The organism is Membranihabitans marinus (genome assembly GCF_019802045.1).
Lineage (GTDB): Bacteria > Bacteroidota > Bacteroidia > Chitinophagales > Saprospiraceae > Membranihabitans > Membranihabitans marinus_A.
The window spans coordinates 343614-357700 of the sequence record NZ_JAHVHU010000005.1; the positions used below are offsets into that span (position 1 = coordinate 343614).

Below are 14087 nucleotides of genomic sequence, written 5' to 3' on the forward strand. Positions count from 1 at the left end.
TTAATTTCTAACTAAGCTTAGCTCGGCAATCCAGGCTTGTACTCCAATCATTCCGCTGACTTTCCAATATGATTAGTTATATAGCACCCGGGCAGTAGACCATGGATTCGCAGTTCCCTCAACGAATCCACAACTTAACAACTCAACAACTCAACCTAATAAAGGCAACTCCAGATACTGCTCGGGAATACCAAATGCCTCCACCAAAGCCGGTCCGTCGGGGACCATTTGCTGTACATGGCGATGGATCAATTGTCGAATTGCCTTGGATTTGGTTCCACTAATATACCCCTGCTCCAAATACCATCCATGATGATCATAAATGGTCGATAACGCATAGAGCGCTGACAACTTTTTGAGCATGAATTTTTCATCTTCTTCTTTCGTTTTCTCAATGACCTGATGCATGGCTAGCAAACATCGTTCTTCCGCGTAAGCCTGTGCTATCTGTATCATATGGGTCTGAACCTTCAAAAAGGCCTCATAGGGAGTCACTCGTTTTTTGAACATACGATTCATCCGCTGTGCAAGAGAAAACGTCAACCGACGCCGCCGGTAACTAAATGCTTCCCGGTGAAATTCCCGACTGTACAAATGAGAGACATCCACGTTATTGGTGTAAATCGGATTGTACGTAACCAGCGTGTCCGCCCATTTTCGTCGTAAGAACTTAATGACTCCAAAGAAGCTGTCCGCGCTGAAATCGGTTTGAAAAGAAGATAAAACTCCTTTGGCTGCCAATTGAAGAATCACATAATTGTCTCCTTCAAAGGTGGCAAAAATATCTAAATCTGCTTTTAATTCAGGAATCCGGTTCCGGCTCATATATCCTTTGCCTCCACAGGCTTCTCTACATTCCTGAAGCGTATCATTTCCATGCCAGCTGGCTACAGATTTTAAAGCCGCTGCTTCTGCTTCCAGTTCCCGTACATCATCATCTGGATCTGCATTCGCGTATCGTTCCATTAAATTCTCCAAAGCAAAATGAAGGGCATAGGTTTTCGCCAACCGGGGAAACAGGCGCATTTGATGCGTTGGATATTCGATTAACAAATTTTCCTGACGATGAATGTCCTTCCCAAACTGTCGACGGGAGTATGCATACCGAATAGCGATAGCCAACCCCAGTTTTGATCCTCCCACCGCTCCTTTTCCCACACAAATCCGTCCTCCGACCAGTGTACCGAGCATGGTAAAAAATCGCTTACTATCTTTTTTTATCGGTGAATGATATTTTCCCTCCTTATCTATGGATCCAAACCGGTCCAACAGATTGAAAACAGGTACCTCCACCTGATCAAACCAGATTCGACCGTTATCAACTCCATTGAGTCCGGCTTTGTATCCGTTATCTTCAATTCGAATGCCAGGCAACAACTCACCTGCTTCATCTCGTAGCGGAACCACCACTGCATGGACACCATGATTTGTTCCTTTGACAATCAGCTGTGCAAAAACGGTGGCCAATCGAGCCGATCCCGCTCCACCAATATAGATCTTGCAATCTTTAGGCGCAGGTGTATGTACCACCAACGATTTTTGTTCGCGTTTATAGGTAGCAGTAGTTTTTACATTCCGGACATTGGAGCCATGATCTTCTTCCGTCATAGCAAAACATCCCAATAACTGTCCGCGTCCCAGATCGCGAAGCCACGCATCATGATGTTTTTGAGAACCAAGATTTGCAATGCTTCCACCAAAAAGGCCATATTGCACACCAAACTTAACAGCTGTACTTCCTCCGGCATAAATCAGATTTTCAAAAATATGTCCGTAAGCCTGCAAATCACCGGTTCCCCCATACTTTCCAGGAAAAGCCAAAGGCCCAAAGCCTTTCTCACCTAAATTCACAACCTGTCTGTTGGTTTTTAATCGGATCGCAGGAAGATCTTTAACCAGCTCCCACTGATACAATTCATTTTCTTTAAGCACCTTTTGGATGCGACGAATCAATGAATCATATGATCCATCCAAGATACGCCTCATTTTATGAGAATCGAAGGAAGGCTTTTCCACCACTTCTCCCCCACTATCCTGGAAAAAATGACGGTATTGACCAGGTTGCAGTCCCAGATTATGCTCAATATGCTGCAACCCTTCTTCGTTTCCCTTGAAATCAGGAAATTGCTTTCTGGCGTGCCGAATGGCATAATCGGACAACGGATATTCCTTTTCAAAATCAATTGTCAATTTATTGTTCTGAATGCTTTCTTTCCAATTCTTAAATGTTTTGGAATCCGGTTTACGTTGTGGATCCAACATCTTAAATAATTCTGTCCGTTCTTGTTCACGAAGGGTTGAGTCATTTCTGAGCGTGTATCGGACGATCTCGAGTTCAGAATCCGTTAATAGGCCGTCTGCCCAAACGATGTAAATAAAAGGCAGATAAGAAAGCTTTGAAGCGGAAGAGGTTGGATGGTTCATATTGATGCGTAATGTTCAGTGCCAATATAATGAAATCAAACAGAGTTAAAATAAGTCCTACCTACTTTTTCATTTCCCTAACGCCTTACAAAGACAAATGCATTAAACTACATTAAAAGTTGCAGCAATCCCCATTATATCAGACACTGAAAAGTAAAATTTCATTGTGAACAAATAACCGAACAAAGAAATGTTATTTCTTCGGAGGCTTACTTGGTCTGACCTCCACCTTGCTTGGCAATGTTCTGGGGTGCATGGTCAATAAATCAGTAACCAACTTTCCTACATCCTCAGGCTGGATTTTCCAGTTATCGCTTTCATCAGGGGTATTGTTATTAAAGTGTGTCGCTACTGAACCAGGCATGATTGTACTCACCTTGACATCATCTTGTCGCAAATCCAACATCACCGCCTGCGTGAAGCCCACCAAACCAAACTTACTGGCGTTGTAGGCAGATCCGCCAGCGAAAAAGTTGGTTCCAGCCAAGCTGGCAATGGTAATAATATATCCTTTCGATTTTCGAATGGCAGAAACTGAAGCTTTCACACTATGAAAAACCCCGGTGAGATTGGTGTCAATAGCTTGATTCCACTGATCCGTCGTCAAGTCAACGATACTGCCATAGGCTCCGACCCCGGCATTCGCAACCAACACATCCAGCCGACCCCATTTCTCCTCAATTTTTTGAATCATATTTTCTTCATCCGCCATATTCCGTACATCGGAAGGCCATGCCAAAAGTACATCTTCGGACGCGCCCAATGTTTCCACAGCTTGATCCAGTTTTTCCTGACTCCGGCCGGATATAGCGATCCGCATACCTTGATCCAGCAGAGCACGAGCTACACCCAGCCCGATTCCCTGACTTCCTCCTGTAATGTAAGCAACTTTGTTTTTCAACTTTTCCATTTTTAGTTTTTTATGAAAGGTAATACTCTATATCCAATATCAAGGCAGGTGGAATTGTTTACCAGAATCTGGGATTTAGGTTATTTGTTCCTAGTATGATATAGGAAGACGCATTGTCAAGCTAATTCATGCGGGGGTCTTACAGGCCGCCGTCCACCGTCTACCGTCTACCGTCTACATCTACATCTAATTCACCAATGGCAATTCAAAGACAAATACAGTGCCTTCGGGTTTGTTTTTTGTAAAGTAGATGGATCCATCAAAAGACTCAATAATGTTTTTACAGATCGCCAGGCCAAGCCCCGTACCGGAGGATTTGGTGGTAAAGTTTGGGAAAAACACTTTTTCTCTGAGATCGTCCTCTATCCCTTTCCCATTATCCTCGACCAACACCCTGGCATGACCTTGCTCTTCCTTCAGCCGGATCACAATGTGTCCTTCGCGACCGGAAGGGATGGATTGGACGGCATTCTTCATCAGGTTGTTCATCACCCGAATAAGATGTGTCCGGTCAGCCTGGACCAGTAATTCATCTATCGGGACATACAAATTGAACTTAATATTGGAACGGGTTCGAAAAAGATCATAGACCGAGGTCACCAAATCGTTGAGTAGAATTTCTTCATATTCTGGCTTGGGCAGTTTTGCAAATGAGGAGAATTCACTGGCGATGCGACTCAGGTTATCAATTTGTTCGATAAGCACTTTGGATACATGATGTACTATTTCTTTGGCTTCTTCTTCCTCGGCTTCTCTGATTCTCAATTCCATGTGCTGAATACTCAGTTTCATGGGCGTTAACGGATTCTTTATTTCATGGGCCACTTGTTTGGCCATCTCACGCCACGCTACTTCCCGTTCAGTATGTGCCAGGAGTTCAGCACTTTGTTCCAATTTTTCAACCATCTCGTTGTATGCCTGAATCAAGGTACCAAGTTCATCGGGTTGTTTCCAGGGGATGGGTTCATTTCTTTTTCCCAGTGAAAATTCTTTCAATTTCCGTCCCAACTCGGTCAACGGACTAATAATCGTATTGGAAATGGAGAATGAAAGTGCTGATGATATCAGTAATAAAAACACAAAAGCATTCAGTAGTAAATTTATAAATCGGTAAAAACCCTCCGGAACAGCCCGCAATTCCGGATAAGCCAGGAAAACAGTCTGTGATTCACTCAATGAAAAAGGGAGGACCATTGCACCCGGCCATATCTCATCAAAATGATCCAATGTTTCTGATAATTTGATCTTTCGAACCACCTCATAAGGCAGATGATGGTATTGGTGGTAACCATTTGGCTGGATAGCACGTCCCTGTTGATCGAATAAAATAAAACGTCCTGGGATACCTTCTAACACTTTAAGTATTTCTTCCCGATCAAACTGAGCTCGCTTGATTTTTTGGTAATATTCTTTCACGGTCCCTTCAAGGGTTTCCTTATAAGAACGTTTATAAAAATTAGCACTGACGATCCCCACCATAGCAAATGCTGCAATCAAAATAGCCAGAACTGAAAATTGAATTTTATTCCGAATAGAAAGGTTCTCTATAAAATACTGGTGCAATTCTTTTGGAAGAAATGGTATCAGTTTGTGGACCAGCAACAGTATACTAAGAATCAACAGAGATAAAATAAAGTTGAACGAAAAGAAAGACATTGGTTGAAGTAAACCATCAAAAGCCTGTCGTCCCAAAGCCGCTTTATCTCCCCTTTCGACCAGCGTGTAGATCGTATTATCGCGCACAAACTGACTATCTCTTACGGGTTTCGGAGATATCGAATCCAGAACAGGCGGAAAAAAAAGGCTTTCATCATTCGTGATTCGTCGGTCCTGATACAACGTCCAGTCTCCCGTGTGGAATAACACATTATTATCGAACTTGTCAGCTCCACCAATATATCTTATTCGGCTGCCAATCGCTTTGATTTCCAGACTGCGCTTTGAAGTGTCATCAGGTATGGGAAATAAATACACGCCTGGCCATTGGTCTTTAAAATGATACTGGATACCATGTTTTGTTTCATAAGGAACACCCGGTGCATAGGAAGTAAATGTAAACTGATAATCTTCACGAACCGATGGGTACAAAAATAAGACATCATTGAGTGCACCCACCGCATCGGCCGGATCGTTTCCGTTTATCATTCGCTGGTTGATAAAATCATCAAAAAAAGCGATCAACCGTTGATCCGGTATAGTGATTTTATCTGCTAGAGCTTCCTTGGAGCGCTCACTGTACTCTGCAGTATAAAAATGAAAAAATAAAACGGTCGAAAATAAGCTCAGAATAAGTAGCCAAACAGAAATCCATGTAAAATCACGCATCGATGAATCCAGAAATAAATCAAAAAGCAACATCAATATGTACAGTGAGATCACAAACAACCATACGTTAATTTGCAAGCCGGTCCATACTAAAAAAAGTACACTTGCAAAAACAGCCAGTGTAAAGAGTCCCATTTTCTCTAACCAGGGCCAGTCACACTCCTGGACCAGAATAAAAAGTCGGATCGCAATGATGAAAAGGGTCAGAAGTAAAATGAACATTAAAAAAAGCAAGAGCAGACTCCCAATGCTAAAATACTCTATAATATTAATATCCAGGTGGATGTATTGGTTCTCCACCATAGCCCAAACAAAAAAACAAAATAGTATACAAGAAAAACAGAACAGAAGGTATGCCAGAACGGTGAACAACCTTCTGTGATTTTTAGTATTTTCTTGGACAAGTTGGGGCATTTGAACATAAAAAAACAGAGCAAAAAACAATCCCACAAATACATTGAGCATCCAATCCGCCATGCTTCCATTGATCGTCGGTGAGAAAAAATGGGGTTGAAAGAATTCATTGAGAATCGGACTGGACAAAGGAAAAAAATAACTCACCCCCCGAACCATCAAAAGCAACAACAACAACCCCACAATTACCAAATCTCGACGATAGACATGGATTACCTGATTAGCTATCAGGAAGATAAACACGATAAAAAACAAATATCCGAACAAATAAGTTGTATGAACAAATTGGACTCGAAACGTATTTAGATCATTTTCCAGATAGTCATAAAGACCTGGGATTACCGGTAAGTCAGCCGACGATTCAGTGGTCTGAGGAAGTACAGGAAAATCGTCCAGGCGTTCGATCGGCACCACATACAGCATACCCGGATCATCACCCTGTGGTGGAATCGTTACTTTAATAAATGCCGCCTTATCATTGTGCAACAAGGTTATATACTCGTTGCCGGGAATATTCTCCAGATACATATTATAATTCCCCGCTTCCCAATAAACCAGTTTGTTATTTTTCCACACATACAAGGAACTTTCTGGTGATTCAGGGAGTTGTTGTTGGAAGAATGTCTTGAGATCCTGGCTATAATTGACTCCCTCTTGCATCAGCATTTTATTCAGAGTCTGGTCTCCCGTCAGGGTTTTCAGGGATGTAACCAAAGAATGAACTTTGCTTTGAACAGTTTTTTCTTTATTTTTGGTGGCACTTTCATTCCTATGCTGAAAGGAACCGATGAGTGCCACGGCAAAAAATAAAATGCTAATAACAGCAAGAATGGGATATAATCGTCTTAACTTCAAAGTTGATATTTACTGTAAATATATGGTAAAAAAATAATATTAGTTGCAGTCTGTTCTATCGCTATGGGAAAGCCCGTAGAGGAAAATCCGGACAACGTAGAGAGTCGCACCACCTAACTGGTGGGCTTTGGTTTCTTGAAAACCAAAGACAGAATAGTGCCACAGAAAACAAACCGTCCCCCATTCCGAAGAAATTCGGGAAGGGGGATAAGGGTGAAAACGTGCGGTAAGAGCGCACGCTGTCATGCAGTAATGTGTGATGGGGGTAAACCTTGCGAGTTGAAATGCCAAATATATTTCGGTAGGTCCGAAAGTGACCTTCCTGGTTTCTCGCCGGGATCTTAATCCACCGCTTTGACATTGATCAGAAACGTGGTGACGTAAAGTCAGGGCCGGAAGGGGTAGGCAGCTCGATCCGGATGGTGACATCCGGGCTAGATAAATGATAGAATATCTGTACTGGCTTAACCAGAGAAGATAACAGAATCCGGTTTACAGGACTGCAGCTTTTTTTTTTCCGAACTTTGATTGATGGTTTTCCGAACAAAACTCAATCAAATCTTTTATTATTTAAAACTCCAAACCTAATCCTTTTTTGATGCTGGAGTTACACCAATGAAATAACCCAACATACTATCACGAGGAATATGCCTCAATGGGCGGATGGATATTTACTGAATAAAAACATTTATGGGAACTATGCAAACCAAAACCGCCATCCTCATCGGAGCCACCGGATTGGTGGGTAGTCACGTTCTTGAAGAGCTGGATAAGCATCCCGGCATAGGTGCTATCAAGGTGTTCTCCAGGCGACCTGTCGAAAACGGTTCCCACAAAATGAAGGAATATCTTATCGATTTTGAGCAAATCGAGGATTATAAGGAACAAATCACAGGTGATGTTCTTTTTTCATGTCTGGGTACGACCTTGAAAAAAGCCGGGAGTAAAGAAAATCAGTTTAAGATCGATGTTACCTACCAGGACAAGTTTGCATCGTTCGCAGCACAAAACAAAATACCCGCTTATTTTCTGGTCTCCGCACCCAATGCCAACACAAAATCATTCTTTTTCTACTCTCGGATAAAGGGTGAACTTGAGGAAAGAATCAAAGCTTATCCTTTTGACCGTATTCGGATATTTCGCCCCAGTGTGTTGACCGGATCACGGCCAGAAGTACGCCCAGGGGAAGAATGGGGGGCATGGTTTATGAATAAGATAGGACGTCACCTGCCTTTTCTCCGCAAATACAAACCCATACCGGGTGCTGTGGTAGCCCGTGCGATGATACACGAGTACTTTTCTCCTTCTGACTCGCGATTGGAAAGTTATGATCTTCAGGAAATTTTTGAATTAGATGCGCAGTAAGCGTTGATTTCTCCCTGCACATATCATTCTTTCCATCGTAAATATGTTGGTCGCCAACTGATTCTATCGCATCGACTATTGCTCGGTATAATGATAGGTCAATCCTCCATCGACCAGATAAGTGGCTCCTGTCACATAGCTGGCTTCGTCACTGGCCAGAAAAGCAACGACCGCGGCTACTTCATCGACGGTTCCCATTCGACCCATGGAAATATTTTCAAGCAGATTTTTTTTCAACGCATCGTTGGTATTTAATGCCACATTGATATCCGTATCAATAGCGCCCGGCGCCACGTTGTTCACCCGAATACCCAGTGGAGCCAATTCGACAGCCAGATTCCGGGTCATCATCTGAAGCCCGCCCTTACTCATGGCATACGAATCAAAATGAGGAAAAGGAAGGATCTCGTGAACAGAACTGTTGTTCACGATCACCCCGTTCTTCTTGTTTTCGACTACATACTGCGCAAAAGCTTGTGCTGTAAAATACGCTCCTTTCATATTGACCCCCACCACCTGATCAAATTGTTCTTCGGTCGTTTCAAGAAATGAACTTCGGATTTGAATTCCGGCATTATTCACCAACACATCCAAAGACCCAAAGTGGCTGACGGACTGATCAATCATGGACCGCACTTCTTCCACGTTGCCTACATCCGCCTTGATAAAGGTAGCTGCACCACCTTGTGCGGTGATGAATTCCAGTATCTCCTGAATATCATCTTGATCCCGATACGAATTCACCACGACTTGAGCACCTTCCGAAGCTAACCGCCGTGCTATTCCCTTTCCTATCCCACTTGTGCTACCTGTGACCAGCACTGTTTTACCTGTAAATCGTTTCATGGTTATTGGTTTATTGATATCATTTGAAAATAATTCTGTTCACACGGCATACCCATAAAAAAAGGTTGCTCATCTTTAAAATGAACAACCTTTACTCTTATTTTTTGAGAGGAATTCCATTATCCAAGATGTGATCGGATCATCCAGGCCATTTCTTCATGTTCTTGTAGCAACCCGGTCAAATAATCCGCAGAACCCATATCGTTGTATTTATCCTCAAAATCGGGTATCAATTCCCGGATTTCTCGGATAATGGTCTCGTGATCATCCAGCAAATTTTGCAGTTGAGTTTTAGGGTTGGAGGTGGTTTCCTGTTCCACCAGGTTGGTGTTCTTTAGATAATCTTCCAATCGTCCCAGACTGTAATGACCAATTTGCCGAACCCGTTCTGCCAGCGCATCAATTACCTTAGCCAGCTCATTGTACTGTTCTTCATAGAATTCATGCAACTCAGAAAAATTCATACTCTCCACGTTCCAGTGGTAATTTCTGGTCTTTGTATACAATACGAATTCGTCCGCCAGGAGCATATTTAGTTTTTCTGCCACTTCTTGCAGGTGATCTTTACTGATTCCGATATTCGCTTTCATAGTTCATGTATTTTTAGCTTCGATAATCAGCAATTACAACACTACAATCAGCAACTTGGTTTAAACTTTATAGACAATAAATTCGTGTAACAACCTGTATTGAGGTACCATGGAACCACATTACACCGCACGTATACTGAACAGAATTACGTCAAATCAATGTTTTTCTGAAGATTGCAATTGTCTAGAAAAATTCATCATGTCACGACTGTGTTTGACCAGATAAAATGGTTGATCTTCGTAGGTCGCAAACAACTCTCTCACCCGAAGATTTTGTTCTTTTTTCCGTCCTTCACGAATAAAGATAGCTAGAATCCGGTCGGGATATTTACTGTATTTCTCAAGATAGATGTCGGCATCTTTTTCGGTCGCATCACCGATCAGGATAAAAGGCAGATCCGGATAAAACTCCAATAAGTGCTCAATAGTATTGCTCTTGTGCTGCCGAAAATCTTCTAACTGCTGCCCAAAAAACGCGCCGTAGTCCCTCAGGGAAATGGGACCGACCGGCATCTCGTGAATTTGGAGAAACTCTTCGAGAACTTCATAAAGGCTCCATGGACTATTGGAGACATAAAAGGTCGGATTAACATGCTGTCCTTTAGCATCTTGCGCCAAAAATGCCAGGGCTTCACTCATTCCGTCAAAAGGCTTGCGTTGATAAACATTTTGAAAAAGTGTCACATAGATCATTTGCAACTTCAACCAGGATCCTACATGAGACATCAGGATCGTATCGTCAATATCACTGATTATTCCATACCGACTGGACGAACCCGGCCACATGATGTCGACCTTCTTTCGAATAAGTCGATCAGATTTATATCGGTGTTCAGGGAGGGATATTTCGGCTTGATCCCAGTGGACTATAGAATCTGACGAAAAATCATGACGGGGGATCCGGAAGTAAAAGTAACCTTCACGATCCGAAATCATTTCATAGGTTTGGCCTTGAAAATGAAGATGAATCGGAATAGAACGCAATTCATCGGTCTCAAAACGACGGATGTTGTTGACCAGGTTTTTCCAAAATCCATCTTCTTTCTGTACGGTAATTCCTTCGTTTTCAATGACCCGGCCTCGAACGACGATTTCTTTTTCATTCCCATAACTACGATATGCATGGATTAGCAGTGGATCTCCGATAACGACCCGGTTCGTAAATTTCCCGATTAACTGAGATAATTGTTTAATATTCTTCCACATAACTTAAATTGTCCTTCTAAGGAGCCAGGTCAAGACCCAACGATTTCTTAAAAAACTGGGCAAATCCATCCTCATAATATACTTCTTCATTCTTCTAAATTACGGTCTTGTGCAAACAAATTTTAGGATAATTTATTAATTTTAGAAGAATGAACGCAAATAAAAAAATAAAATGGCTTACATAGATTACTATAAGGTTCTGGGAATCGATAAGAATGCAGATGATAAAACCATCAAAAAAGCCTACCGGAAACTCGCCCGGAAATTCCATCCCGATGTCAATCCCGGTGATCAGGAGGCTGAAAAAAAATTCAAACAAATCAATGAGGCCAACGCGGTCCTCAGTGACCCGAAAAAAAGAAAACAATACGATAAATACGGGGAAAACTGGGAGCACGCAGAAGCGTTTGAAAAGGCGGGAGGCCAACAACACTATCAACAACAACGTCGTGGAGGTTTTGGTGGAGGCAGCGGTGGCCAATACGAACAATTCACCTACAGCGGTGATGCCGGTGATTTTTCAGACTTTTTCAGGGATATGTTCGGTGGTGGTGGCACTGGTGGCGATCCATTCGGAGGACGGTATCGACGTTCCATGAAAGGACAAGATTTTAATGCGAGCATCCAACTCCCACTAAGCGGAACCTTAAAAGAAGAAAAACATGTCATCAATGTCAATGGAAATAAAATTCGAATTACCGTCCCCCCGGGTATTGAAGATGGACAAACTATTCGAATCAAGGGGCAGGGCGGTCCGGGATTGGAGGGTGGACAGAAAGGTGATTTGTATCTTACCTTTCAGATCATAAACGATACGCAGTTTACCCGGCAAGGAAGTAATCTGATCGAAGATGTTCATCTGGATCTATATCAGGCGGTTCTGGGGGCTGAAATTATGATTCAGACTCTTCATGGAAAAATAAAAATGAAAATCCCTGCTGGCACACAACCCGGTGAAACTATCCGTCTGAAGGGAAAAGGACTTCCCGTGTACAAACAAAAAGGAAAACATGGAGATTTATTACTCAACGTGCAAGTTTCGATTCCCAGGGATCTTACTAAAAAGGAAACAGAACTTTTTACCTCATTGTCAAAAATGCGTTAACCTATGAGCACCACAAAATATATCCAGTTGCGAAAAGTCATTCAATTCCATGAAGTGACCCGGGAAGAATTAAAAGAATGGACGGAATACGAATTTTTCCGGATTCACAAAGAATCGGACGAAGAATGGGTTCCTGAAGAGGAACTGGCTCAGGTCGAACGCGTCATTCGTCTTCATAAAGATCTGGGGGTCAACAACCCTGGCATAGACATTATCCTTCGGTTGACCCACAAACTGGAAGAATTACAAAAAAGGCAACCAGAATAGCTCTTACCGTGTGGTGGGCTGATCAATCAAAAGCCCTGCATGTTCCGGATTGGCGAGCGGTAAACAATACGTGAAGTTAACTCACCTTTATCGTGGTGAAGTTAATCTCAGCCCCCCCTGAATCATCATTGCAAAAAGAACCACCAGACCGCAACCGATGACATTGAACCATAAAAATCCAATATCAGTCGTAAAATACAAATACACTACGACGGTTTCTGCTATGACCGCAGCTATAAAGACCGCATTTGCTTTGACAAAGCGAATGTAAAAAGCGACCAGGAAAATTCCGAGTATGGTACCGTAAAAGATCGAACCGATAATATTAACCAGTTGTATCAGGTTTTCAAAAAGAGTGCCAAAGGTGGCGAAAAGAATAGCCAGTAATCCCCAGAGCAAAGTAGCGGTTTTAGAAGCTCTGAGATAGTGGTTTGGTGTTCGTCCCGGTCGAATGGTTCTTTTGTATATATCAATGACAGAGGTCGTGGCCAATGCATTGAGTTCAGCGGCTGTAGATGACATGGCGGCAGAAAATATCACGGCCAGAAGTAAACCAATAACCCCCTTGGGTAGATGGTGAATAATAAAGTTGATAAACACATAATCTTTATCATTGGTTTCAGCAATCGGATCTGCCTGAGAAATCAGCGTTTTTGCCTCTTCACGCAGTGCACGTTCCTTTCCGTTGAGCTCGATAATCTGTTGGCCTATACCAGGGTCCTTCGATTGCAGATAGTCGAGTGATAGATTGGATTTTTGTTCGCTTAGCACAGCGTATTCCTGCTCAAGTTCAGAATATTCTCCAGCGTATTCACTAGACTTTACGATTTCTTCTCCCGCTGGATTGAAAAACAACGGAGACTGGTAAAACTGATAAAACACAAACACCATAACTCCCGTTAACAGAATGAAATATTGCATGGGGATTTTGAAAATGGCGTTAAAGATAAGTCCCATCTGAGATTGCCGAATCGATTGACCGGAGATGTACCGCTGCACCTGACTTTGATCTGTCCCGAAATAAGCCAGTGCCAGAAACAATCCGCCCGTAATACCGCTCCAGAAAGTATATCGGTTGTTCGGATCAAAACTAAAATCAAGCGCCTGAGTCTTACCGTGCAAATCAGCCAGGTCCCATGCATTGGCAAAGGTTAATTCACCTGGTAATGAATCGATCAACAAATAAAAGGCCAGAAACATCCCACCCATAATGATCATCATTTGATACCGCTGCGTGACGTTCACTGCTTTGGTTCCACCACTGACCGTGTATACGATCACCAATATACCGATAATGATGCATGTCAGATTAAGATGCCATCCCATGATGGTCGATAGTATTATCGCCGGCGCATAAATCGTAATTCCTGCTGCCAACCCACGCTGTATCAGAAAAAGAAACGAAGTAAGACTTCGGGTCTTCAAATCGAATCGGTTTTCCAGGAACTCATAGGCTGTATATACCTTCAGCTTATAATACAGTGGAATAAAGGTAATACACAGAATAATCATGGCTATAGGCAAACCATAATAAAATTGAACGAACTCCATGCCGTCCGCAAATCCCTGACCAGGCGTACTCAAAAATGTAATCGCACTGGCTTGTGTCGCCATGACACCCAGCCCTACAGTCAACCAGGAAGCTTCGTTTCCACCTCGTAGAAAGCCATCCAATTCTTTATTTTTACGGCTTTTCCATACCCCTACAACTACTATAAAACACAATGTACCAGCCAGCACCAACCAATCTAACCATGAAATCTGTCCACCCATTCGTCGT

10 protein-coding genes and 1 other RNA gene are annotated in these 14087 nt (G+C 42.6%); 4 read left to right on the plus strand and 7 right to left on the minus strand.

Features of this window, described 5'->3' with window-relative positions; translation table 11 throughout:
• Positions 1-150: 150 nt before the first annotated feature.
• The 3 genes from KUV50_RS05870 to KUV50_RS05880 form a co-directional block, all read right to left on the minus strand.
• On the minus strand, positions 151-2424 hold the full coding sequence (locus KUV50_RS05870) for an acyl-CoA dehydrogenase (RefSeq protein ID WP_222579165.1): 2274 nt from the start codon (positions 2422-2424) through the stop codon (positions 151-153).
• Positions 2425-2617: 193 nt separating this feature from the next.
• A complete protein-coding gene (locus KUV50_RS05875; protein WP_222579166.1) occupies positions 2618-3334 on the minus strand; it encodes an SDR family oxidoreductase in 717 nt (238 codons plus the stop codon).
• Between the two features lie 186 nt (positions 3335-3520).
• A complete protein-coding gene (locus tag KUV50_RS05880) occupies positions 3521-6928 on the minus strand; it encodes a sensor histidine kinase (RefSeq protein WP_222579167.1) in 3408 nt (1135 codons plus the stop codon).
• Between the two features lie 42 nt (positions 6929-6970).
• Here KUV50_RS05880 and rnpB point away from each other — a divergent pair.
• Together rnpB and KUV50_RS05890 are read left to right on the plus strand one after the other, a co-directional pair.
• Positions 6971-7439: RNase P RNA component class A (rnpB, locus tag KUV50_RS05885), an RNA gene on the plus strand.
• A gap of 188 nt (positions 7440-7627) precedes the next feature.
• The gene (locus KUV50_RS05890; protein WP_222579168.1) at positions 7628-8293 is read left to right on the plus strand and encodes an oxidoreductase; all 666 of its coding nucleotides are present in this window, start codon (positions 7628-7630) and stop codon (positions 8291-8293) included.
• Positions 8294-8368: 75 nt separating this feature from the next.
• Here the strand turns inward: KUV50_RS05890 and KUV50_RS05895 are convergent, their stop codons facing one another.
• The 3 genes from KUV50_RS05895 to KUV50_RS05905 all read right to left on the minus strand — a co-directional run bounded on the left by KUV50_RS05895 (position 8369) and on the right by KUV50_RS05905 (position 10935).
• The gene (locus KUV50_RS05895) at positions 8369-9139 is read right to left on the minus strand and encodes an SDR family NAD(P)-dependent oxidoreductase (RefSeq protein ID WP_222579169.1); all 771 of its coding nucleotides are present in this window, start codon (positions 9137-9139) and stop codon (positions 8369-8371) included.
• A gap of 119 nt (positions 9140-9258) precedes the next feature.
• The gene (locus KUV50_RS05900; RefSeq protein ID WP_222579170.1) at positions 9259-9729 is read right to left on the minus strand and encodes a Dps family protein; all 471 of its coding nucleotides are present in this window, start codon (positions 9727-9729) and stop codon (positions 9259-9261) included.
• Between the two features lie 156 nt (positions 9730-9885).
• Complete coding sequence (locus KUV50_RS05905; RefSeq protein WP_222579171.1) at positions 9886-10935, minus strand: App1 family protein; 1050 nt, start codon at positions 10933-10935, stop codon at positions 9886-9888.
• 172 nt (positions 10936-11107) lie between these two features.
• On the opposite strand from KUV50_RS05905, the gene KUV50_RS05910 reads away from it, so the two are divergent.
• Both KUV50_RS05910 and KUV50_RS05915 read left to right on the plus strand, forming a co-directional pair.
• Positions 11108-12040: a DnaJ C-terminal domain-containing protein gene (locus tag KUV50_RS05910; RefSeq protein ID WP_222579172.1), complete on the plus strand. Its 933-nt coding sequence runs from the start codon at positions 11108-11110 to the stop codon at positions 12038-12040.
• A 3-nt stretch (positions 12041-12043) separates the two neighbouring features.
• Positions 12044-12307, plus strand: a complete 264-nt coding sequence (locus KUV50_RS05915; protein WP_222579173.1) for a chaperone modulator CbpM — start codon at positions 12044-12046, stop codon at positions 12305-12307.
• An 87-nt stretch (positions 12308-12394) separates the two neighbouring features.
• Here KUV50_RS05915 and KUV50_RS05920 read toward each other — a convergent pair whose 3' ends face one another.
• Entirely contained in the window at positions 12395-14080 is a 1686-nt protein-coding gene (locus KUV50_RS05920; protein WP_261395011.1) for a sodium:solute symporter, read from the minus strand.
• Positions 14081-14087: the final 7 nt, after the last annotated feature.